At 60.4% G+C, this 21,771-nt stretch carries 21 protein-coding genes and 1 tRNA gene; 4 read left to right on the forward strand and 18 right to left on the reverse strand.

Going from position 1 to position 21,771, the window contains the following annotated elements; genetic code table 11:
• Positions 1-120 precede the first annotated feature (120 nt).
• Positions 121-1,017 (forward strand): LysR family transcriptional regulator, encoded by an 897-nt coding sequence (locus tag ISN74_RS15875; protein WP_188800142.1) that lies wholly within the window; start codon positions 121-123, stop codon positions 1,015-1,017.
• A gap of 120 nt (positions 1,018-1,137) precedes the next feature.
• Here ISN74_RS15875 and ISN74_RS15880 read toward each other — a convergent pair.
• The 3 genes from ISN74_RS15880 to rplM all read right to left on the reverse strand — a co-directional run bounded on the left by ISN74_RS15880 (position 1,138) and on the right by rplM (position 2,109).
• Positions 1,138-1,211 (reverse strand) — tRNA-Gln (locus ISN74_RS15880).
• Positions 1,212-1,278: 67 nt separating this feature from the next.
• Positions 1,279-1,671 carry a 30S ribosomal protein S9 gene (gene rpsI / locus ISN74_RS15885; RefSeq protein ID WP_126673400.1) on the reverse strand — a complete coding sequence of 131 codons (393 nt, stop codon included), beginning with the start codon at positions 1,669-1,671 and terminating at the stop codon, positions 1,279-1,281.
• Positions 1,672-1,680: 9 nt separating this feature from the next.
• Positions 1,681-2,109: a 50S ribosomal protein L13 gene (gene rplM / locus ISN74_RS15890; RefSeq protein ID WP_188800143.1), complete on the reverse strand. Its 429-nt coding sequence runs from the start codon at positions 2,107-2,109 to the stop codon at positions 1,681-1,683.
• Positions 2,110-2,509: 400 nt separating this feature from the next.
• Here rplM and ISN74_RS15895 point away from each other — a divergent pair, with 400 nt between their 5' ends.
• A complete protein-coding gene (locus tag ISN74_RS15895) occupies positions 2,510-3,700 on the forward strand; it encodes a (Fe-S)-binding protein (RefSeq protein ID WP_188800144.1) in 1,191 nt (396 codons plus the stop codon).
• Positions 3,701-3,711: 11 nt separating this feature from the next.
• On the forward strand, positions 3,712-4,353 hold the full coding sequence (gene coq7 / locus ISN74_RS15900) for a 2-polyprenyl-3-methyl-6-methoxy-1,4-benzoquinone monooxygenase (RefSeq protein ID WP_188800145.1): 642 nt from the start codon (positions 3,712-3,714) through the stop codon (positions 4,351-4,353).
• 210 nt (positions 4,354-4,563) lie between these two features.
• Here coq7 and speD read toward each other — a convergent pair whose 3' ends face one another.
• Positions 4,564-5,349 carry an adenosylmethionine decarboxylase gene (gene speD, locus ISN74_RS15905; RefSeq protein ID WP_126685269.1) on the reverse strand — a complete coding sequence of 262 codons (786 nt, stop codon included), beginning with the start codon at positions 5,347-5,349 and terminating at the stop codon, positions 4,564-4,566.
• 303 nt (positions 5,350-5,652) lie between these two features.
• On the opposite strand from speD, the gene crp reads away from it, so the two are divergent.
• Positions 5,653-6,348: a cAMP-activated global transcriptional regulator CRP gene (gene crp, locus ISN74_RS15910; RefSeq protein ID WP_188800146.1), complete on the forward strand. Its 696-nt coding sequence runs from the start codon at positions 5,653-5,655 to the stop codon at positions 6,346-6,348.
• A 344-nt stretch (positions 6,349-6,692) separates the two neighbouring features.
• On the opposite strand, the gene ISN74_RS15915 is transcribed toward crp, so the two are convergent.
• From ISN74_RS15915 to ISN74_RS15980, 14 genes are all read right to left on the reverse strand, one after another.
• Complete coding sequence (locus ISN74_RS15915; RefSeq protein ID WP_188800147.1) at positions 6,693-7,643, reverse strand: bifunctional helix-turn-helix transcriptional regulator/GNAT family N-acetyltransferase; 951 nt, start codon at positions 7,641-7,643, stop codon at positions 6,693-6,695.
• A gap of 72 nt (positions 7,644-7,715) precedes the next feature.
• Complete coding sequence (locus ISN74_RS15920) at positions 7,716-8,417, reverse strand: HAD family hydrolase (RefSeq protein ID WP_188800148.1); 702 nt, start codon at positions 8,415-8,417, stop codon at positions 7,716-7,718.
• A gap of 2 nt (positions 8,418-8,419) precedes the next feature.
• Positions 8,420-9,214 (reverse strand): indole-3-glycerol phosphate synthase TrpC, encoded by a 795-nt coding sequence (trpC, locus tag ISN74_RS15925; protein ID WP_188800149.1) that lies wholly within the window; start codon positions 9,212-9,214, stop codon positions 8,420-8,422.
• A 47-nt stretch (positions 9,215-9,261) separates the two neighbouring features.
• Positions 9,262-10,320 (reverse strand): anthranilate phosphoribosyltransferase, encoded by a 1,059-nt coding sequence (gene trpD / locus ISN74_RS15930; protein WP_188800150.1) that lies wholly within the window; start codon positions 10,318-10,320, stop codon positions 9,262-9,264.
• Positions 10,317-10,916, reverse strand: a complete 600-nt coding sequence (locus ISN74_RS15935; protein ID WP_188800151.1) for an anthranilate synthase component II — start codon at positions 10,914-10,916, stop codon at positions 10,317-10,319. Before ISN74_RS15935 ends, trpD begins: the two co-directional genes overlap by 4 nt.
• Before the next feature lie 241 nt (positions 10,917-11,157).
• The gene (locus ISN74_RS15940; protein ID WP_188800152.1) at positions 11,158-11,829 is read right to left on the reverse strand and encodes a hypothetical protein; all 672 of its coding nucleotides are present in this window, start codon (positions 11,827-11,829) and stop codon (positions 11,158-11,160) included.
• A 24-nt stretch (positions 11,830-11,853) separates the two neighbouring features.
• The gene (locus ISN74_RS15945) at positions 11,854-13,911 is read right to left on the reverse strand and encodes an acyltransferase family protein (RefSeq protein WP_188800153.1); all 2,058 of its coding nucleotides are present in this window, start codon (positions 13,909-13,911) and stop codon (positions 11,854-11,856) included.
• Positions 13,912-13,999: 88 nt separating this feature from the next.
• Positions 14,000-15,475: an anthranilate synthase component I gene (gene trpE, locus ISN74_RS15950; RefSeq protein ID WP_188800154.1), complete on the reverse strand. Its 1,476-nt coding sequence runs from the start codon at positions 15,473-15,475 to the stop codon at positions 14,000-14,002.
• 243 nt (positions 15,476-15,718) lie between these two features.
• Complete coding sequence (locus ISN74_RS15955; protein ID WP_188800155.1) at positions 15,719-17,725, reverse strand: ATP-binding protein; 2,007 nt, start codon at positions 17,723-17,725, stop codon at positions 15,719-15,721.
• A 33-nt stretch (positions 17,726-17,758) separates the two neighbouring features.
• Complete coding sequence (locus ISN74_RS15960; RefSeq protein WP_229679378.1) at positions 17,759-18,355, reverse strand: hypothetical protein; 597 nt, start codon at positions 18,353-18,355, stop codon at positions 17,759-17,761.
• The gene (gene pdsR, locus ISN74_RS15965; RefSeq protein ID WP_188800157.1) at positions 18,355-19,044 is read right to left on the reverse strand and encodes a proteobacterial dedicated sortase system response regulator; all 690 of its coding nucleotides are present in this window, start codon (positions 19,042-19,044) and stop codon (positions 18,355-18,357) included. The genes ISN74_RS15960 and pdsR overlap by 1 nt, the downstream gene beginning before the upstream one ends.
• Positions 19,045-19,774: 730 nt before the next feature.
• Positions 19,775-20,446, reverse strand: coding sequence for a ribulose-phosphate 3-epimerase (gene rpe / locus ISN74_RS15970; protein WP_188800158.1), 672 nt, complete (start codon positions 20,444-20,446; stop codon positions 19,775-19,777).
• A gap of 105 nt (positions 20,447-20,551) precedes the next feature.
• Complete coding sequence (djlA, locus tag ISN74_RS15975) at positions 20,552-21,358, reverse strand: co-chaperone DjlA (RefSeq protein WP_188800159.1); 807 nt, start codon at positions 21,356-21,358, stop codon at positions 20,552-20,554.
• Positions 21,355-21,675, reverse strand: coding sequence for a c-type cytochrome (locus ISN74_RS15980; RefSeq protein WP_188800160.1), 321 nt, complete (start codon positions 21,673-21,675; stop codon positions 21,355-21,357). Before ISN74_RS15980 ends, djlA begins: the two co-directional genes overlap by 4 nt.
• Positions 21,676-21,771 lie beyond the last annotated feature (96 nt).

The raw sequence follows: 21,771 nt of genomic DNA on the forward strand, positions 1-21,771 counted from the left end.
TACGCGACCAGCTTGGATTTACTGGCCTTCACAAGCACTATGGACTCATGCTTTACACGCGATAAGAAAGCCATTTCGTATATGATCCATGCTTTATTTGCATGAATCTTCGGAGACGCCATGGACAGATTCTTGTTGATGAAGTGCTTTGCGCGCGCCGTTGAAACCGGCAGCTTCTCGGCCGCAGGAAGAGACCTTGGTTTGGGTCAGCCCAATGTGAGCCGTTATGTGGCTGCGCTGGAGGAACACCTGCGGACCCGATTGCTTCATCGATCCACGCGCAAGTTGGCTCTGACGCCCGAAGGCGAGCGCTACTACGCGGAGGCGCGACGAATACTGGATGCCGTGGAGGAATCAGAATCTTCCTTCCGCGATAGCGTGGAACCATCGGGTCTGTTGCGCGTGGCATGCCCCACGTCACTGGCTCACGCTTTCATCGTGCCGCTGATGCCCTCATTCCTGAAACGCTATCCGAAGTTGAGCCTGGATCTACAGATCAGCGATCGCTACGTAAATCTGATCGATGAAGGTGCGGAACTGGCGATCCGTATTGGCCATCTGAAAGACAGCGCGCTACGCGCACGCCGCATCGGATTGTTCGAACGTGTCTGCGTCGCAAGCAAACACTACCTGGATCAACACCGTGCACCCAAAACACCCGATGACCTACGCAACCATGAATGTGTGATCTATTCGCTGCTGTCGTCAGGGAGTACCTGGCGCTTCCAGGATGGTGACGTATCGGTGACCGGCAGGTTTCGGGTGAACTCACCAGACGCCGTACGCGAAGCAGTCATGGCAGGAATTGGTGTGGGCTACGGACCGCGGTGGTTATTCGAAGAGGGATTAAAGCGTGGTCAGCTTCGTCTGTTGTTGAGTAAGCAAATCGCAGCGCCGGTGCCGATACAGATCTTGTATGTCGCAAACCGCCTACTCCCTCGGCGTGCCATTGTGTTTATGGACTTCATTGCAGAGGCGTTAGCCCAGGTTCCAAGCCTCAACGCGAAGCAAGTGTGAGCCAAAGGGATCGGTGATTCTCTCCAGGTATTGGCATGGTCGTATAGTTCGAAAAAGGGGTTCGAATCCTAGTCTCCCAGCCAAAATAAAAAACCCGCCATGAAGGCGGGCTTTTTATTTTGGCTGGGAGACTAGGATTCGAACCTAGATAAACGGAGTCAGAGTCCGTTGTCCTACCGTTAGACGATCTCCCAATACCTTGCCGAGCGGTGCGCTCTGACTTGATGCACCGGACGGTCGAGTCGCTGCCTCTTGCGAGGATTAGCGCTTCGAGAACTGGGTAGCGCGACGTGCCTTGTGCAGACCGACCTTCTTACGCTCGACTTCACGGGCGTCGCGGGTCACGAAGCCAGCCTTGCGGAGCTGGGTCTTCAGGCTTTCGTCGTACTCGATCAGGGCGCGGGCGATGCCGAGGCGGATGGCGCCGGCCTGGCCGGTGATGCCGCCACCTGCAACGGTGACCTTGATGTCGAACTTATCGGTGCTCTGGGTCAGTTCGAGGGGCTGGCGCACGATCATGCGCGAGGTCTCACGACCGAAGAACTGGTCCAGGGTCTTGCCATTCACTTCGATCGCGCCGGTGCCCTTGCGCAGGAACACGCGAGCTGCGGAGGTCTTGCGGCGGCCGGTGCCGTAATTCTGCTGAATCGCCATGTTGCTTCCTTAGATTTCCAGCGCCTGCGGCTGCTGGGCGGTATGCGGATGTTCGGCGCCGCCGTAAACTTTGAGCTTGCGGTACATGGCGCGGCCCAGCGGATTCTTCGGCAACATGCCCTTCACGGCGATCTCAATAACGCGCTCGGGATGGGTGGCCAGCAGATCTTTCAGGCTGGTGGTCTTGAGGTTGCCGACATAGCCGGTGAAACGGTGGTACTTCTTGTCGTCCAGCTTGGCGCCGGTGACAGCCACCTTCTCGGCATTGATCACGACGATATAGTCGCCGGTGTCGACATGAGGAGTGAACTCGGGCTTGTGCTTGCCACGAAGGCGATGCGCGATTTCGGTCGAGAGACGACCGAGCGTCTTGTCCGTGGCATCAACCACGTACCAGTCGCGCTTGACGCTTTCCGGCTTGGCGCTGAACGTTTTCATTTCTGAATACCTGTCTGCCGCCACTAAGGGCGGTACGCGGAATCGATGGAACAAAGGCGCGAGATGATAGCGAAGCTTACATCCATCGCGCAAGCCCACGGTGGGCTGCGAGCTGCGAATGATAGCATGGGGTCGGCCCAATGTGTCTACCTGGGCTGCGCCGGGATCTGTTTGCCGGACGGGCAAGGAAGAACGAGTGAGGTGTATGTCGATACATAAGCGAGTGATGACGCCGCCCGGCGAGCAAACAGACCCGGCCCGAAGGGTTGTGTCTGCATGGCCGTCATGCGGCAGCGCGCGGCTTGACCTGACGGCCAGTCAGGCGCAGCGCCACGCACTACCACCTAACGGCCATGCAGACACAACGCAGGCCAGGTAGACACATTGGGCCGACCCTCGCATGCCTCTTGAGAAGCCCCACCATCGCATCGCTGTGCTGGCCGACCAGTGCGTGCAATGCGGCCTCTGCCTGCCCGTTTGCCCTACCTATGCCCTGGATGGCAACGAGGCGGAATCGCCCCGTGGCCGCATCGCCATTGGCGCGGCGCTGGCCCGGGGACAGGTCGCGCCAACGCCTGAGCTCCGGGAGCCGATGGATCATTGCCTAGGCTGCCTGAGTTGTCAGCGGGTATGCCCGGCGGGGGTTCAATTTGAGGAGCTGCTGGTGGAAACCCGGGCCTTGCTCGGCCCCGCTCCGCAGCGTCCTGGCACCTTGCTTGGTGTGATCAAACGCCCCTGGTTGAACCGATGGTTGCAGCGCGTGGCCCGCTGGACGGGCGCGGCGATGTGGCTTTCCCCCTTACTGAGTAGCCCGAGCTTTGCCGCATGGCGAACAGCGCTTTCTCTCATAGAGAAGGCTAAGCCACCGCCTCGAGTCTCATCTTCATCTGAGATGACTCCAGCCACGGCAGGCACGGTTGCCCTATTCCCCGGATGTGCCGCCAGCGTTCAAGATCAGGCCGCCGAACGCGCGGCCGAAACGCTGCTGCGCGCCGCCGGTTATCGCGTGATCCGCATGCCTGCCTTCTGCTGCGGCGCGCTCGATCTGCATGATGGTGTGACCGCCAAGGCACATGCCTCTATGGAACGCGTCCAACAAGCATGGGCCGATGCAGATGCGGACAGCCTGGTAACCATTACGCCGGGCTGCCTGACTGCGCTACGCCGCGCACTACCCGGGGTAAGCGTCGATGATCCTTATCGCCTGCTCGCTGATCGCATCACCCAATTGCGCTTTCGGCCACTGGCCTTGCGCGCGGCGCTGCATGTGCCTTGCACGCAATCCAATGTGGCGCGCAGTGACAGCGCGTTGATGACGCTACTGCAGTGCATTCCGAAACTGGAAATGAAACGTCTGCCCACCCCGCCCTACTGCTGTGGCGCGGCAGGCAGCCATGTCCTGCAATTTCCGGAACGCGCTGGGCGGATGCGCAGCGACATGCTGTCACACATCAATTCGCTGGATGTGCAGCTGCTTCTGTCGTCCAATATCGGCTGCCAGCTGCATTTGGCCGCTGGTCTTGCCGAGCAGGCTTCAGTGCTGCCGACGATGCATCCGCTGACCCTGCTCGCGCAGCAATGGAACCCTTGAAGAGTCATTTGATGAACGTACGCACCCTGACACCGTTGGATCGCTTGCTTGCCGGTATCGAACGCGCGCTCGAAACAGTGGCCGGATCACCCGAAGCACACCGCGTTTCACCTTCGCACGGCATCGCCGAGGCCGAGCTGGACGACGCCGAACGCGAACACGCTGCTGGCCTTATGCGTATCAACCACACCGGCGAAGTTTGCGCGCAGGCGCTTTATGACGGGCAAGCCGCACTGGCGCGCAAGGAAGAAAACCGCACCCATTTGCAGCACGCCGCCGCTGAAGAAACCGATCACCTGGCGTGGTGCGCCCAGCGCCTGCACGAACTGGATAGCCGCCCCAGCCTGCTGAATCCGCTGTGGTACGCCGGCAGCTACGCGATCGGCGCTCTGGCGGCACTGGCGGGCGACAAGGTGAGTCTTGGCTTTGTGATGGAGACGGAGAAGCAGGTGGAAGCGCACCTCGCCGATCACATGGACAAGCTGCCCGAGCAGGATGAGCGCTCGCGCGCGGTGTTGAAGCAGATGCAGACGGATGAGGTGCGCCATGCACAGCAGGCGCAGGAGCGAGGCGGCATTGCGCTGCTGTTTCCAATTCCGCAGCTGATGCATGCCAGTTCGATGCTGATGAAGACGGTGGCGTATCGGGTTTGAGTTGGGGGTTTGTCTCTTGCCAACACATCCGACCCTGCCTCATCGTCATCCCGGCGAAAGCCGGGATCCAGCGACTTGAGGGCATGAAAGGCACTGGATCCCGGCTTTCGCCGGGATGACGATGAGGTGGTGGTGAATCGTCCGGGCAAGCGCCAGAGAAGCCATCGCCGAAGAGAAAACGAAAAAGCCCGCCTTTCGGCGGGCTTTTTGTTACATCAGGTTGCGACCGTGGAACAATTCTTCGATTTCCCGACGCAGCAACTGTTCGATTTTCTGCCGCTCCTTGAACGAAAGATCGTCCGCATGCGCCTCGAACAGGTAGGTGTCGAGGTCGAAGTCCTTGATGTGCATCTTGGTGTGGAAGATGTTTTCCTGATACACGTTGACGTCGAACATCTCGTACTTCTGGCGAATGTGGCGCGCCAGGTAGTCCTGCACCGAGTTGATCTTGTGGTCGATGAAGTGCTTTTTGCCCTTCACGTCGCGGGTGAAGCCACGCACGCGGTAATCGCAGACCACGATGTCTGATTCGAAGCTGTCGATCAGGTAGTTCAGGGCCTTCAGCGGGGAGATCACGCCGCAGGTGGCCACGTCGATGTCCGCGCGGAAGGTCGCAATGCCATTGTGCGGATGCGTTTCCGGGTAGGTATGGACGGTGATGTGGCTCTTGTCCATGTGCGCCACGACGGCATCGGAAATCGTGTCGCGGCCCAGCTTCTCCACCACCGGCTCTTCGGAGATGAGAATGGTCACGGAGGCACCCTGCGGGTCGTAGTCCTGGCGGGCCACGTTGAGGATGTTCGCGCCGATGATCTCGGCCACGTCGGTCAGGATCTGGGTGAGACGATCGGCGTCATACTGCTCGTCGATGTACTCGATATAGCGCTGGCGCTGATCTTCGGACACCGCATAACAGATGTCGTAAATATTGAAGCTCAGGGCCTTGGTCAGGTTGTTGAAACCCTGCAGGCGCAGACGGGGAAGTGGTTTCACCACGGCGACACTCCATGGCCGGTTTACGGCCGACAGGTGAGGCGGGTTAGCTACAAGGGTCCCCGCTGGATTGGATAGGCATGCTGGACCCTTATCCTGCACGCCCCTTGTGTACGGACGATGGCAAATGCCACCATCCGCGGAAGACTGCGAAGTATGCGGCAAAACGATGAAAAACAGAACCGCGGGGAGGTCCACAGCCGCGTGTCGTCTTTGCCATAATGCAAAAGTCGCAAGGGATGCGTTCAGTCAATACGGCCGCCGGTAGGGGCGGCCCTTGGGACTACTCAGCTTGGGGAAACTTCTGTGGTGCAGCTGAAATATCAATTACAACAAGCATTCGAACGTTCACAGGCTCCACTGGGGTTCGCGCCAGACCCCGCTTCCATGGAGCGATTCCTGGGGCTCTGCCACCGCCGCCGTTATCCCGGCAAGACCGCCATCATCCGTCCAGGCGACCCGGCCAACACCCTTTATTACGTGATGGAGGGCTCGCTCGCCGTCTGCACCGAGGATGAGCAGGGCCGAGAACTGATCCTGGCCTATATCAGCCGCGGCCAGTTCATCGGCGAAATGGGGCTGTTCGTGGAGCAGGCCCAGCGTGAATCCATGGTGCGCACGCGCACGCCATGCGAAATGGCCGAAATCAGCTACGAGCGCCTGTTCCAGCTGATGGAAGGCCCGCTGCGCGAGGAATGCCCGAAGATCCTGTTTGCTATCGGCGCCCAGCTCACGCAGCGCCTGCTGCGCACCTCGCGCCAGGTCAGCCGCATGGCGTTCATGGACGTCACCAACCGCATCTCGCGCACCCTGCTCGACCTGTGCCAGGAGCCGGATGCGATGAGCCACCCGGCCGGTACCCAGATCCGCATCTCCCGTCAGGAAGTCAGCCGCATCGTGGGCTGTTCGCGCGAGATGGTGGGTCGCGTGCTCAAGCAGTTGGAGGAGCAAGGCATGATCGAGGTTTCCGGTAAGACGATCGTGGTGCGCGGCACACGCTGAGGATTTGCCCCTCCGGGGTGAGTCGCCAACTTGCCCTAGCCGGTTTATGGGCCACTCCCTGCTTTTCCGTCATTCCCGCGAAAGCGGGAGGTTGGCAAATTGGCTATTCGCACAAAAGGCATTCACCCGGGATCCCCAACATCACCTTACCGTCATCCCAGCGAAAGCTGGGATCCAGCGTCTTTGCCACATCGAAGGCACCGGATCCCAGCTTTCGCTGGGATGACGAGCAAAAAAGGCCCGCGCAAACCATCCGTGATGGAGAGGTTTTTTCAAGCCTCCCGCCTTCACGGGAATGAAGGCTGGGCAAGATTGAGCCTTACGGCATCGATCTGCTGCTCGAACTATGCAGGCTGATAGATCATGTACACATCCGCGCGCTCGTAATGCGAATCCGGGCGGATGTTCGGCTGCAGGTGGAATCCGGCCTTTTCATACATGCCCAGTGCCGGCTTGAGGCGGCTGCTGGATTCCAGGAACAAGGTTTTGCCCTTGCGCCGGTGAAATTCGGCGATTGCGGCATCAAGCAGACGCTTGCCGGCACCCATGCCCCGAAAGGTTTCATCGACGCCCATCTTGGTCAGTTCGTACACGCCGGGGGATTCCTGCAGCAAGGCGCAGGTGCCAATGACGTCCTCACCCAGATGCGCGAAGAAAATCGCACCGCCGGGTTGCAGGATGTAACGCTCCGGATCGGTCAATACCGCACGGTCGATATCTTCAATGCGGAAATAGCGCTCCAGCCATTGCGCGTTCAAGCGATAGAAATGCTCGCGCAACGCCGGTTCGTAGGGAACGATCTCCAGCGGTGTCGACATGATCGCGTCGTGCTCGGCGAGAATCGCCGCCGCCATCGGGCGCTCCTTCAGGACGCCTTCGCAAGCAGCCAACATATCGAGCAACCGCATGGCGTTCTCGCCCAGCGACGCGGAGACGCCGCGGCGCACGGCGCACCAGAGCGGCCCCAATTCCGCCAGCGCACTGTTGGCCTTTTCTGTCAGCGTCAACACCGTACGACGGCCATCCGCCGGGTCGCGCCGCCGCCGCACCATGCCCGCACGCACCAGTTTGTCGGTGAGCTGGCTGACAGCCGAATGGGTCTGGCCGATGGCATCGGCCACTTCGGTCACCGAGCTGGGGCCGATATCCGACAGGTAGCGCAGCACTGGCATCCAGCGTGATTCGATGCGGGCTCCGCGCGCCTGATAGACCTCATCCACCGCGCCATAGAAGTGATCGCTGAGCGCTTTGAGACGACTGCCGAGCGCCAGTTTGCCCAGGGATTCGAGGTACATGATTCGAGCCAACAAAATGCGTTAGCGCTAACGTATCTCGATGGCGACACTTCGGCAAGTGTCAGATAAGGCTCAAAACCAGGCCACCCGCGTGACCGTCCGGCCAATGGCTTTCTCTACTCGCTTGCACAGCTTGGGCGTGCCGTTGACCAGTACGGCCTCGCGGGCCTGTTTGAGCATGGGCACATCGAACATGGAATCGCCGTAGGCGACCCGCCATGCCTTCACGCCGCGAGCGGCCAAGCTTTGCACCTTCCGCCGCCCCACGTTGTGCACGGTAATCCGCATGCCAAACCAGCCCGGTTTCAGCTGCGAACCGATCACACCCACTTCCGGCAGACCAAGCTGCGAAAGCAGACGGGCGGCCAGCACCTGCTCGCACCCCGTCACCACCATCACCTCATCGCCGTCGGCAACGTGCTTGCGCAACGCCAGCAGGCCATCGCGGTAAAACTGGCGTGGACGACGCACCAGATCATCGGCAAACGCTTCGGCTATCTGCTGATAGCGTTTCTGCCCCATGCCAAACAAGGCCACGTGCACCAGCGCACGCGCGCCCCACCATCGCGACAACAACAGACAAAGCAACCACCACGGCATGCTCAGCACGGCGAGCGACTTGCTCAGCCACGACTGCTTGTAGCGATGGCGCATGAACATCGAAAACGAGTCGCCCTGAAACAGCACGCCGTCGAAATCAAAAAGCACGATGCGCGACGCGCGATCGTCAGCGCCGGTGTTGTCCGGTGCGATGTTTCTATCCCCTGTCGACATGATCAGTGCGTATCGAACAGCCGCTTCAATTCCAGACCGGGATCTGCAGCGCGCATAAACGCTTCACCGACCAGGAAAGCGTTGATGCCAGCCTCACGCAAGCGGGCAACATCATCGGGCGTGTGGATGCCGGACTCCGCCACCAGAATGCGGTCGTATTCCATCAGATCCTGCAATTGGAGCGACGTATCTAGCGAGGTGTGGAAGGTGCGCAGATTGCGGTTGTTGACGCCGATCAGCGGCACCGGCACGGCCTGGGCACGTTCCAGTTCTTCGGCATCGTGCACTTCGCACAGCACATCCAGATCCAGATTGGCAGCCAGTAGCGAAAGCTCCAGCAGATCCGCATCGCCCAGGGCCGCCACGATCAGCAGGATGCAATCCGCGCCGATGGCTCGCGCCTCATAGACCTGGTACGGATCAATGATGAAATCCTTGCGCAGCACAGGCAGCGAACACGCCGCGCGCGCCTGTTGCAGGAAATCCTCACTGCCCTGGAAGAAATCCTTGTCGGTCAGTACAGAGAGGCACGCCGCGCCGCCCGCCTCGTAGCTGCGTGCGATCGCCGCGGGATCGAACTCGGGACGAATCACACCCTTGCTGGGGCTGGCTTTCTTCACTTCCGCGATCACCGCAGGAAGCCCCTCGGCAATCTTGGCCTCGATGGCGGCGGCAAAGCCGCGAGTGTCGGGCATGTCCTTCACGCGCGCAGACAGCTCTATCAGCGGCAGCTTGGTGCTGCGCTCGGCGAGTTCTTCGGCCTTGCGGGCAAGGATGCGTTGAAGGATGTCGGTCATGGATGGGTGATCGGCATGGGGGACAAATGAAAGGAGGAGGCTAACACTCAGCCGGTACCCGTATCAGCGAGCCGCTGGGTGGTTGCCACGAATGTCTCCATTTTGGCACGAGCGGCGCCACTGGCGATGGTCGCACGGGCCAATTCGATGCCGCTGGCAATGGAATTGACCAGACCGGCGGTATATAGCGCGGCACCCGCATTGAGACACACGATGTCGTGCGGCACGCCGTGTCGATCGTCGAGCGCATCCAGCAGCATGGCCTTGGATTCGGCCACGTTCTCTACACGCAGATTGCGGCTGGAAGCCATGGCCAAGCCAAAATCTTCCGGTTCGATCTCGTACTCGTGGACATCGCCATTACGCAACTCGCCAACCAGGGTGGCGGCGCCGAGCGAAATTTCGTCCATGCCATCACGGCCCCACACTACCATCGCATGCTGCGCACCGAGTGCCTGCAACGCGCGTATCTGGATACCCACAAGATCCGGATGGAAAACTCCCATCAGGATATTTGGCGCACCGGCAGGATTGGTGAGTGGCCCAAGGATATTGAACAGCGTGCGTACTCCCATCTCCTTGCGCACCGGCGAAACCACTTTCATTGCCGGATGATGGTTGGGTGCATACATGAAACCGATATCGGTCTCGATCATGCACTGCGTGACCTGCGCCGGCGAAAGTTCGATCTTCGCTCCCAGCGCCTCAAGCACATCCGCACTGCCCGACTTCGACGACACGCTGCGCGAACCATGCTTGGCGATCCGCGCGCCAGCCGCTGCCGCGACAAACATGGAAGCGGTAGAAATATTAAAGCTGGACGCTCCGTCGCCACCGGTGCCGACGATATCCAGAAAATGTGGATGCGGTGGCGCATCCACCTTGGCCGATAGCTCACGCATCACGCGTGCTGCGCCGGTGATTTCGCCAACCGTCTCTTTCTTCACACGCAGGCCGGTGATGATCGCCGCGGTCATCAACGGACTCACTTCACCATTCATGATCTGCCGCATGAGCGCGATCATCTCGTCATGGAAGATCTCGCGATGCTCGATCGTCCGCTGAAGCGCTTCTTGCGGCGTGATGGTGATCGCGCGCCCGGTCATGCGGCGAGCTTTTGCAGTGGCAGGCCCAGGAAGTTACGCAACAGGTCGTGGCCATATTGGGTAAGAATCGACTCAGGATGGAACTGCACGCCTTCCACCGCCAGCGTCTTGTGCCGCAAACCCATGATCTCGTCGATCGAACCGTCGGGATTTTCCGTCCACGCGGTAATCTCCAGACAATCGGGCAAGGACGCCTGCTCCACGACCAGCGAGTGATAGCGGGTGGCTTCGAACGGATCCGGCAGCCCGGCGAACACACCTTTGCCGAGATGGCGCACGGGCGAGGTCTTGCCATGCATGATCTGCTTGGCGCGAATCACCTTCCCGCCAAACGCCTGACCGATCGCCTGATGGCCAAGACAGACGCCGAACACAGGAATCTCCCCCGACAGTTCGCGCAGCACATCCAGCGACACACCGGCATCATCCGGCGTACCAGGCCCTGGCGAAATCATGATGTGCGACGGCCTCAGCGAGCGGATGCCCGCGACATCCATCGCATCGTTGCGCACCACTTTTACCTCCTGCCCCAACTCGCCGAGGTACTGCACGAGGTTGAAGGTGAAGCTGTCGTAATTGTCGATCATCAGCAACATGGCGGGGAAAATCCTGTGATAGGCCATTTGGATGGGCTGGACTTGCCGCCCATCCAGCGATGCCGCATCGCGGCATGGGAGTCCATTGTGCGCGATGGAACGCCTTGCCGTCATCTCACTACTGGCGGCAAGCCTCCGCAAATCCTCATGAAAATCACGCCCATAGGTAAACACCACCAGCCTCAACGGTGAGCGCCGCCGCTAATAAAATCAGGGCATTACGCCGTTCGTGATGGGACTGTCAGGGTCGACTCAACACATGTCCGGTGTAGCTCTCGACCACCAGGCTGAACGGTTGATTGTCGGCGGTGTACAGCACAGCCCGATGCTGCAGCACGTGGTCCGGGATCGCCAGGGATGCGCTGCTCGGCGGCGGCAGGGGCGCTCCGCTGTCCCAGCCTTCCGGCAGCGGCGACCACAGCAGTTCGGCGGACAAGGTTTGACGGCGGAAATGCAACGGCTGCACGACCTTGCCAAATGGCACGTCGGAGTTATCCAGTAGCTGATTCATCGCGGCGGTAAGACGCGACGGGACGTACCAGTTGTCTGCGTCGGACAGCACCACATCGCCGCAACTCAACGCCACGCGGCGATAACGTACCGGTTCATCCGGTCCAATACCCAACAAAGCTCGGGCGCCATCGGGTAGCGGTTTGTCCTCGCCGTGCACACGACGGGCCACGACCTTCGCGTCGAGCGCCAAGTGGTGCACGCTGCACCAGTGCTCCAGTGTCAACGTCGCGCTTGGATGGCTGAGCAACTCGGCATTCAAGGTTTGTAATTCGGCCAATGCCTGCGTGCGGCTCAACACGGTATCGGGCCAGCTTTGCGGAGGCTGTTTCGCCAAGGCTGGCAGTGCAACGGCGAGTGAAACAACACCGATGATCGAGTAACGGCAAATACGTTGTGCCATGTCTCTTCGTTCCCGTTCATGGGCTTATGAGCCCGTTGCATGAGATGGAGCTGTGGAAGCCACGGGGGCTTTGTCCAGGCTCTGCGGCTTTGTCTCACTCATGATCTGGGCAAGCTGCCCTGGATGCTTTGCATTGTAGGCATCGTAATAGAGCCCACTGCTCACCACATTGAGGTGTCCATAATCGTTGGCCACGTAGAGCGGCACCTCTTGCAGGGACGTATGGCAGCGATCCGCGCTGCAAGGCACGTCGTAAGTATTGATCAGACTCACTTGCGGATACTTCTTCATCACTTCTGACAACGCCGCGAATGTCGCCCGATGGGCGTCATTCGCCACGCTATCGGGATAACTGCAGTCACGCCTCGCCAGTGGCAGCCACATCTGGTTGTAGAGCTGACAGTTCGTGAGCACTTCCGGCTCCGCCGGGATGTCATCGAAAAGAACGACATGTTTTCCGGCTTGCAGAAGCATGGCAACGGTATTGCCCAGTTCGTCGGCAAATCCCCCCTGCCGGAAACCGAATCCATTGATCAAGCCGGTGGTTGGCGCATTGGCGTAGATGTCCCAGTTGGCCGACACAAAAACCGTGCTGATCTGCTTGTTTGCCAACACATAGGCAAAAGCAGTTGCATTGTGGGCCGCGCATTTTTCCTGCGTGGCCTTCAGGTTCGCTGCATCTGCCTTGGGCGCTTTCGCTATCGGTGCGCAAAGAGGAAAAGCCAGGTCGTGGATGGACAGCTGGTATGCCTTGCCCAGGCGATCCATGAACTGGATCAAATGATACGCGTGGGAGTCTCCAAGCATCACCGCATTGGTTGGCAGCACGGTATCGCCCAAGCTGCATGTCGCCGCGTTCGTCAACGCCACCTGATCCCAGCATTGGCGGCCACGTGGATTCATCCACGTACTTTGCTTGGCACTTGCGTAGAGCCGCTGGAAGCCTGCGGGATACAAACGCTCGAACTGATCCGTAAGTTGTCCCACAAAGAACAGTGCAAAGGCGCCAAGAATGGGCGCAGCGATATAGCCGAGAATCACGCGCCGCCTTCGGGTGCGCGCATAGCGCAGAGGCGTCTCGACATAGCGATAAGACAGATACCCCAGCACGATGGATAAAACAATCGCAACGCATGTCCACGGCAAAGTGCTGGCATCAAAACGCCGAAACGCAAATAGCACGGGCCAGTGCCAGAGATACAAACTGTAGGAAATACGGCCAAGGAAAAGCATGACGCCATTACCCAGCAACGCAGCGGCGATTCGGGAGGCCCTTCCAAACCCTATGATCAGACCTGCTCCAACACAGGGAAATAGCGCCATCCATCCTGGGTAAGGCGTCGTGGCACTGAGCAGGTACGCGGAAAGCAACGTAGTGATCAACCCCGCCACAACAGCAGCGTCTGCGGCAACGCCGCGGATCGCGTCGCGCCTGAAGGACAGGAGGACGCCCGTCATGAACTCGAAGCCCCGATAAGGCGTCAGAAAATAGGCGCCTTGTGTCGCATGCGACACTGCCCATTGGGACGCGCACAGCGACGCAATACCCAGGCACACGAACAAAGCCAAGCGCCAGCGTGACTGCCAGCGCCAGCTCAGCAGCAACAAGGCCGGCAATACCAGATAGAACTGCTCCTCGACCGACAGCGACCAGATGTGCAGCAAAGGCTGATTGTTGGTCTGCGAGGCAAAGTAATCGGTCTTGTGCGCCAGATAGATGTTGGACGACAGCAAACTGGCGTAACCAAGCGTCTTCAGGGTTCGCATCGCGTCGTCTGGCATCAGATAAAGCAACGCGAAAACGAACACGCATCCCATCAACACATAAAGTGCCGGAGCAAGACGCTTGGCTCGCCCCAGATAGAAACCGATAAACGAGAAATTCCCGTCTGTCAGCCCGCGCTGAATCGCCCGCGACACCACGAATCCGGAGATCACGAAAAACACATCCACACCGATGAATCCGCCCTTGAACAGGGAAAATCCGGCGTGAAAGAACACCACCAACAGCACTGCGACGGCGCGCAAGCCATCAATATCCGGGCGGTAATAGGGCGAGTCTCCGCGCGCCTTCTCAGACATTTCCATCCCCATTTATGGAAAACCCGAGGATACACATGCATCGCCCGGGCATTGCGTTAAAAGAACTTGCTTGCGGCGCAGCGCCGGATCAAAGCCCCTTGGCTGCCTGCGCCACGGCTCGAAACAGCGCGCGCCCCTTGTTCATGGTCTCTTCCCACTCGGACGCAGGATCGGAGTCGTAAACAATGCCCGCGCCAGCCTGCACGTGGAGGCGTCCGTCTTGGATCACGGCGGTACGGATGGCGATGGCGGTATCCGCATCACCCCACCAGCCGATCCAGCCGATGGCACCGGCGTAGATGTTGCGCTTGTAGGGTTCCAGTTCCTGGATGATTTCCAGCGCGCGGATTTTGGGTGCGCCGCTGACTGTGCCGGCGGGGAACGTCGCTTTCAGCACATCCATGTAGCTCAGATTCGGTGTCGCATTACCTTCTACCTGCGACACGATATGCATGACGTGCGAATAGCGTTCCACCACGAAGGATTCGCTGACTTCAACGCTGCCGGTCTCGCTGATACGACCGATGTCGTTGCGGCCCAGATCGATCAGCATCACGTGCTCGGCGCGCTCCTTGGGATCGGCCAGCAGTTCCGCTTCGAGCGCTCTGTCCTCTTCCTCGTTAGCGCCACGCTTACGCGTGCCGGCGATAGGCCGCACGACGACCTTGCCATCCTTGAGGCGCGCCAGGATTTCCGGCGACGAACCGACAATCTGCGTATCGCCCAGATCCACAAAATACATGTAAGGCGAGGGATTCATCGCACGCAACGCACGATACACATCTACCGGGCGCGCATTGAAGCCGACACTCAGGCGTTGAGAAGGAACCACCTGGAAGATATCGCCGGCGCGGATGTATTCCTTGGCGCGATCCACCATCGCCTCGAATTCCTCGCGCGTGAAGGACGATTTGAAATCGCTCTCATCCAGTGCCGTTGACTGTGTCAGCTGCGGATAAGATGCACCGCCCTGACGCAGGCGATGCGTCAAGGCATCGAGCCTGCGCTGCGCGTGCGCGTACGCTTGCGGCTGCGAAGGATCGGCGTGGACGATCAGATACAGACGTCCCTTGAGGTTGTCGAAGACCGCCACTTCTTCGGCGAGCATCAGCAATACATCGGGAGTCCCCAGTTCGTCCTTGCGATCCCACTGCGCAAGACGCGGCTCGATATAGCCGATGGTTTCGAACCCGAAGTAACCCACCAGTCCGCCACTGAACGCCGGCAGCTGCGGCAAGCGCGGCACGTCATATTGCTTGCGCAGGTTTTCGATCTCGGCGAGCGGATCATCCAGATGTCGACGCTCGACAATCTCGCCGGCGTCTTCCACTTCCAGCTCATGACCGCGCAGGCGATAGACGCGGGTGGCCGGCAGGCCGATGATCGAATAGCGTCCCCACGTAGCGCCGCCTTCAACCGATTCGAACAAGAAGGTGTAAGGACCATCGGCCAGCTTCAGGTAGACCGAGAGCGGTGTATCCAGGTCGGAGAACACTTCGCGCACCAGCGGGATACGGGTGTGTCCTTGCGCGGCGAGCGCGTCGAATTGGTCGCGGGAAATCACGTTGGGGAAGTCCGATGGAACGCGGGAAAGGGTAATTGTATAGGGAGGGGCCGCCGTTTCGCCCACCCTTGCGGGCTTGGTTACCCACCTACCTTTAGTGATATCCGTTCACGCCTCAACGTCATTCCGGCGCAGGCCGGAATCCACGCTTCGTACTTGCCATGGATTCCGGCCTGCACCGGAATGACGCTGAGGTAGTGGCATACAGCACACAAGACTGCGATTTTCGAGGGGCAGCGGCGACTAGCCCGCTAAACGCTGCCTGGGCATCCCACGCAGGCGCAGGCTGAACGCCACGCCGCTCCCATCTTCAAGATTACGCGCCGAGGCAATGCCACCATGGCGCTCTGCCACCAGGCGAACCACATACAACCCTAGTCCAAGATGCGGCGCATCGCCCGGGGTGGCTTTGTCGCGAAGGCTCACCAGCGAGTCGAACAGCCGTCCCTGCATCGCGGCAGGAAGCGGCGACCCCTGGTTAGCCAGTTCGATCTCCGCCCCGTCGTCGACCGGGCGCAAGCTGAGCCGCAGCCAGCCATCCGCAGGTGTAAAGGACAAGGCATTGTCGAACAGCTTGTCCAACGCCTGAGCGATCAGTTCCGGTGCGCCGTGCAAATGCAAAGGCTGCTGAGGTAGTACGCAGTCCAATCGGCGCGCACCGGCTAGCGGGCGGTAGGCATCGGCACAGCCGCGCACCACGTCGACCAGATCCACATCTTCCGGCTCTGCGGCCACAATCGCCCGTTCCATCCGGCTGGCCTCGCTCATCGCGCGCACCAGGGTGCCCAGCCGCGCCACGCCATCGCGAGCGCGTGCCAGATAGGGCTGAGCTTCGGCGGATAGTTCCGCATGTTCGAGATTGTCCAGCGATGACTTCACGATCGCCAATGGCGTATTGAGTTCATGCGAGAGTTTTGAGGCCAGCGTGCGCAGATAATCGGTGTAACCACCCACCGCTTCGAACAGCTTTTGGAAGCTGCGCGCCAGGTCACCGATTTCATCATCGGATTCCGCCATCGGAAAATGGCTCTGGATCATTTGGCCGTCCAAACGCCCATCATTGACCTGCGCGCGTTCCACGGCATCGCGCAACCGGCCCAGGCGCAAACTGAGGCGCGTCGCGAACAGCAGCAGGATCGCGCCCGCCACCAACGTCACGCCGAAGCTGGTGAGCAACAGACTCAGGAAAGCGCGATTGGCGAGCAATGGCACTGCTCGGCTAGCTTGTTCCAGCAAAAGCACGCCGACCACGGTGCGATCGCGTTCCACCGGAACTGCCGCCGCCAGCACGACGCTGTCGCGTTCTTCGCCTTGACGCCATACCGTGGTGGGCTGACCGGTGCGCGCACTCTGGATTTCCGGTAAATCCAGCCGTGGTGCATCAGAGGTCCACGCTTCGGCTTCTTCCAATGGATTAGCCAGCAGCGAACGATAGATGACCGACGAGAACCAGCCCGGTTGCGGGCCTGACGTAGTGAGATGTCCGCTCTGTGCCAGCACCCAACCTGCCGGTGCGACCAAACGCGCGCGCGTGTCTTCTGGCGCCATACGCGACAGCTCTTGTGCAAGATCCGGCGAATAACGCCAGAGCGCACGCACTTCCGCAGCAAGCGGATCGCCGCCATCGACGGCGGTGTAATTGCCAACCCCCAATGCACTGAGCCCCAGACCGGGAGCCAAACGCAATTCAGCGCGATAACCGCTGCCGTCTTCCTGCCATTGGCCAACGATCCGGTCGGGCAAGTCGCCAGCGGCAGGATCGAGTGTCAGCGCCGTAAAAGCACCGGGTGCCGCACTGGCAATCAAATAACGACGATGCTGCGCCCCTTGCACCAGATCCAGGATCACATGATCGGACGACAGCGCATTGGGATCACCCGCATCGGCGCGCGTACGACGCGGCGCACGCACGTCAATGTAAATGTAGAAACCATTGTCGTCCTCGGCCAGCAGCAGCTTGCCGTGCTTGCCCAGCGACTGACTCCACGGCGTCATGGGCGCCCAATCGTCGCCATAACCATCGATGGTGATGGGATTCACTGCCTGCTGCACATACCAGCCAATGCCCGGCTGTGGCAGCGGCACGTCGGTGACGGCAAGGCTGCGCGCAACGGCCGTCGCGGTTGCGGTCAGGGCTTGCTCCTGCCCCTGGCGCAAGATGCCTTCCATCTGACGCACGTATAACCAGCCCGCGACCGGCAGGGCGAGCGTACAAAGTGCGACCAACAACAGTTTTTGGCGAAGACTCATGCTTCAGCGATCCCGCAATATCTGCGCCACAGCTTAATGCGCGACGGCCTTGTCCTTGGACGCCGGCGTCGGAACGTAGTGCATATAGCCGGAATGCTCGACCACCTGCTTGAACGCATCGATCGATGATTGGCGCAAGGGATCGGCCGCACCGACCGTCATCGACCAGCTGTAGTGAATACCGGTAGCCTTGCCCGGATCGCAAAACACCACGACGTCATCGACATGATCGCTGCCGTGATACATCACGCCTTGGCAAGCGATCGATGGGGGATTGGCGACGGGAAACGCCTCCACCTTGCCGTTAGGATCAAGTTGCACGTAGTGCTTGCGATCGTCCTGCAGCTCAGCATCCAACGTGGGCAGCTTTACCGGCCATACGTTGAGCACCATGACCCGGTCCGGCTTACCGGTCCATTCGCCCTGATAAAGCACCAGGTTGACCCCGATGGCGGCGGCATAGGTGCAGCAATCCTTGGTCCAACCGGGCAACAGATCAGTCGTGATGGCCCAGCCCGGTACGTTGCCATCGGGCTTGCCGTAAACAACGACGCCCGGTGCGCCAGCTGCTTCGGCATGCGTGGTTGCGGCAGCAGCGGCGAGAAGCAGCGCCAGCCCCACACGCCGCATCACGGACGCCACCGATAGCCGACGCCATGCACGGTTTCGATCGCATCGAATTCCGGCGCGACGGCGATGAATTTTTTGCGAATGCGCTTGATATGCGAGGTGATGGTGGCGTCATCCACCACCAGTTCTGCCTCGCGCATCAGTTGGTCACGATTTTTCACGTGCCCAGGGAAGCGCACCAGTGTGTGCACCATCCAGAATTCAGTCACGGTGAGCGGCACTTCCTCATCGTTCCAGCTCACGCGCATGCGTTCGGATTCAAGCTTGAGCGGGCCGTGGCCGATCACCGTTTCGCTGGAAGCGGGCGCCTTCAGCGATTCGATTCGCCGGAACAGCGCAGCAATGCGCGCAGCCAACTGGTGCAAGCTGGTGTCTTTGCTGAGGTAATCGTCGGCTCCCAGACGCAAGCCGGAGATCACGTCGAAATCCGAATCGCGTGCGGTCAGGAAGATGATCGGCAACGTGCCGGACTTCGCACGCAGCTCACGGCACAAGTCGAAACCGCCTTCAGGCTCATCACCCAGCCCGATGTCGATGATGACCAGTTCCGGCAGGCGCGCGGCGAAAGCGCTGGATGCCTCCTGGCGTGAGCCGTAACCGCGTGTGTCGTAGCCGAAGCGGTTCAGCGCCTCGACGTAATTGGCGCGAATCAGCGGTTCGTCTTCGACGATGGCGATGCTACGTCCCATGTGGATTCCTCGTGATGATGGCGGGCAGGTTGCTATGCGGATCGTCCCTGCGCAAGCCGCACGTGTGCTTTGCCCGCGTTCTGCCAGATTCCGTCGGCCGATCGCCCTCGCAACGCCGGGGGTGACGCCTCAGCCGGGTGTTTGATAAGCCTCAAGCCAGCAACGAGTCCTGTCCATGCGTGCCGACCCCTCCATCGATCCCAACGCCGAACTACGCGAATTCGAACCACTGCGCGTCGTGTTGGCCGTGGCGCCCTTGCTGCTCGCGATCCTGCTGAGCCTGCAATAAACCGCTCTCTGTGCGTGAAGCTGACGTGGAAGGCAGGGGCGCGATCGGCGCGCAAGGAAGCAAGCCGATCGCGCCACCGGGCAAACCACCGTCGCAGCCACTGTAAACCGCATCAGCAAGCCATTTCTCCGGTCATTCCTGTCCCGGCGTTCCTTCCCCTTCCTATGTCGGAGGGGATTTTTTTTGACTTTTTGAAATTATTTGCGTTCTGGAGGGAACCATTTGGGGGGGACCCGGTCCGATTACTCGGCAGGCGCAGAATCCATATGCCGTGGAACTCGCCCATGCTGATACGACGGCCGAGCCTCCCGTCCTTCAGCTAAGCGCTGTACGCATCTGCCGATGGTGTCTCCTCTAGCGTCTTTCGACGCCCCTCCTGCCCGGCACGGATTTCCCCCTGTGCCGGGTTTTTCTTTATAGAGCCTGCTTAATGGCGCCTGCTCAGCCGCCGATGGCGGCGCGCATCTTGTGGATCACGGCCTGATAGTCGGCCGCGCCGAAGATGGCCGAACCCGCCACGAAGGTATCGGCGCCGGCGGCAGCGATCTGGCCGATATTGTCAGCGGTGACGCCACCATCCACTTCCAGACGGATCGGCAGGCCGCTCTCATCGATACGCCGACGCACTTCGCGCAGTTTGCGCAGCGCTTCAGGAATGAATTTCTGCCCACCGAAACCAGGGTTGACCGACATGATCAGCACCAGGTCGAGCTTGTCGAGCACGTGGTCGAGCCAGTTCAGCGGCGTGGCGGGGTTGAACACCAGACCTACCTGGCAGCCGGAATCCTTGATCAGGCCGATAGTACGATCCACATGCTCGGTGGCTTCCGGATGGAAGCTGATCCGCGTGGCGCCGGCCTTGGCGAAGTCCGGCACGATGCGGTCCACCGGCTTCACCATCAAGTGCACGTCAATCGGGGCAGTAATGCCGTAATCGCGTAGCGCCTTCAGCACCATCGGGCCCATGGTGAGGTTGGGCACGTAATGGTTGTCCATCACGTCGTAATGCACCCAGTCGCCGCCTGCTGCCAGCGCCTTGGCGGTGTCCTCGCCCAGTCGCGCGAAATCGGCGGAGAGAATGGAAGGGGCGATGATGGGGGATTGCTTGCTCATGGCTTCATAACGTCGGAAAAAGGAAACAGCAAGGCTCAAGGCTCATACACCTTGAGCGCGCGAAGTGCGCATTTTACAGGGCGGCGCCCTTCCCTGCCCGTTGTCTTATTTGAATCCGCGCTCTGCCTTGATCCGCTCGTACGCAGCGTTGATTTCGCTGGCGCGGGCCTCAGCACGCTTGCGCATTTCTTCGGGCAAGTCGCCCAGGCGGTCGGGATGATGTTCGGAAATCAGCTTGCGATAGGCGCGCTTGATGGCGCGGTCGTCGGCCGTGCGCGGAATGCCCAGTACCGCGTAGGGATCAGGCCCCATGGTATTGCGCTGCGGCGGTACGTAGCCGCCACCGTTTCCGGGACCGTGGCCACGCGCGCCCGCTGCGCCCTGCCAGACATAGCCCTTCATGGCCATCAGCGCCATCAGTTCCATGTCGCTAATGCGCAAGGCGAACGCCAATTGGCGCAGGATCGCCATCTTCTCCGGCGGCGGATTGCCTTCTGCCAGTACGGTTTCGATCACCACGTCGAGCACGGGAAACGCGTGATCGCGGCGCAGTCCAACCCACTGGCGCAGCGCGTTGATGGGTCCGGTGACGTCGAACTCGGGCTGCTTGCCCGCATTGAAGCTGCTGATGGCCTGCTGGCGTGCGCCGGCATCCAGCCCCATGCGCGCCATCACCCGTTCGGCGATGGCGATTTCCGCCTCGGACACGCGACCGTCGGATTTGGCGATCGCGCCAAGCAAGGCGAATAGCGGTCCCACATAGCCGCCTGCTTCCGGCGTAGCGCTGCGGCGCTGGCTGAAGCGCAGGTTGTCGAGCACGAAGCCGACAATCGCGCCGACACCGGCCCCGGCCAGGCCATGTCCAAACAGCAGGCCCGCCATGGCGAACCAGAAGGTATAGGTATAGCTCATGGCTGGGCGGCTGAGGGTTGCGGTGTCTGCGCGCTGTACCAGCGTGCGAGTTGATCCAGATCAGCGTCGCTGACCGGGCCGATAGCTGCGCGCATCAGCGGGACATTGCGACTGCCGTCGCGGTAGTCCTTCAAGGCGTTGCGTAAATAATCCAGCTTTTGTCCCGCCAGGTTCGGCGCACCGGGAATCTGAGCCATGCCGGTTTCACCGTGACAGGCCGCGCAAAGCCCCAGGCGCACCGGCTTGGGCGGCATCTCGGCAGCGAGCGCTGGCAAGGCACAGGTCAGACCGAGTGCCGCGATCAATACGGTTCGCATCAATGAACGCATGGATATAAAGGCGCCGATTCTAGCAGTGTGCGGGGTGGCTCTGATCTATTCCGCGCGCCTGGGCCGTTACAATAGCCAGCTCGT

Source organism: Dyella caseinilytica (assembly GCF_016865235.1).
Taxonomy (GTDB): Bacteria; Pseudomonadota; Gammaproteobacteria; order Xanthomonadales; family Rhodanobacteraceae; genus Dyella_B; species Dyella_B caseinilytica.

Excerpts from the sequence above, each read along its gene's own strand:
- ISN74_RS15875 (WP_188800142.1), top strand. The coding sequence starts at position 121 with ATGGACAGATTCTTGTTGATGAAGTGCTTTGCGCGCGCCGTTGAAACC.
- rpsI (WP_126673400.1), bottom strand. The coding sequence starts at position 1,671 with ATGGCGATTCAGCAGAATTACGGCACCGGCCGCCGCAAGACCTCCGCA.
- rplM (WP_188800143.1), bottom strand. The coding sequence starts at position 2,109 with ATGAAAACGTTCAGCGCCAAGCCGGAAAGCGTCAAGCGCGACTGGTAC.
- ISN74_RS15895 (WP_188800144.1), top strand. The coding sequence starts at position 2,510 with ATGCCTCTTGAGAAGCCCCACCATCGCATCGCTGTGCTGGCCGACCAG.
- coq7 (WP_188800145.1), top strand. The coding sequence starts at position 3,712 with ATGAACGTACGCACCCTGACACCGTTGGATCGCTTGCTTGCCGGTATC.
- ISN74_RS15915 (WP_188800147.1), bottom strand. The coding sequence starts at position 7,643 with ATGTACCTCGAATCCCTGGGCAAACTGGCGCTCGGCAGTCGTCTCAAA.
- ISN74_RS15920 (WP_188800148.1), bottom strand. The coding sequence starts at position 8,417 with ATGTCGACAGGGGATAGAAACATCGCACCGGACAACACCGGCGCTGAC.
- trpC (WP_188800149.1), bottom strand. The coding sequence starts at position 9,214 with ATGACCGACATCCTTCAACGCATCCTTGCCCGCAAGGCCGAAGAACTC.
- trpD (WP_188800150.1), bottom strand. The coding sequence starts at position 10,320 with ATGACCGGGCGCGCGATCACCATCACGCCGCAAGAAGCGCTTCAGCGG.
- ISN74_RS15935 (WP_188800151.1), bottom strand. The coding sequence starts at position 10,916 with ATGTTGCTGATGATCGACAATTACGACAGCTTCACCTTCAACCTCGTG.
- ISN74_RS15940 (WP_188800152.1), bottom strand. The coding sequence starts at position 11,829 with ATGGCACAACGTATTTGCCGTTACTCGATCATCGGTGTTGTTTCACTC.
- ISN74_RS15945 (WP_188800153.1), bottom strand. The coding sequence starts at position 13,911 with ATGTCTGAGAAGGCGCGCGGAGACTCGCCCTATTACCGCCCGGATATT.
- ISN74_RS15955 (WP_188800155.1), bottom strand. The coding sequence starts at position 17,725 with ATGAGTCTTCGCCAAAAACTGTTGTTGGTCGCACTTTGTACGCTCGCC.
- ISN74_RS15960 (WP_229679378.1), bottom strand. The coding sequence starts at position 18,355 with ATGCGGCGTGTGGGGCTGGCGCTGCTTCTCGCCGCTGCTGCCGCAACC.
- pdsR (WP_188800157.1), bottom strand. The coding sequence starts at position 19,044 with ATGGGACGTAGCATCGCCATCGTCGAAGACGAACCGCTGATTCGCGCC.
- rpe (WP_188800158.1), bottom strand. The coding sequence starts at position 20,446 with ATGAGCAAGCAATCCCCCATCATCGCCCCTTCCATTCTCTCCGCCGAT.
- djlA (WP_188800159.1), bottom strand. The coding sequence starts at position 21,358 with ATGAGCTATACCTATACCTTCTGGTTCGCCATGGCGGGCCTGCTGTTT.
- ISN74_RS15980 (WP_188800160.1), bottom strand. The coding sequence starts at position 21,675 with ATGCGAACCGTATTGATCGCGGCACTCGGTCTGACCTGTGCCTTGCCA.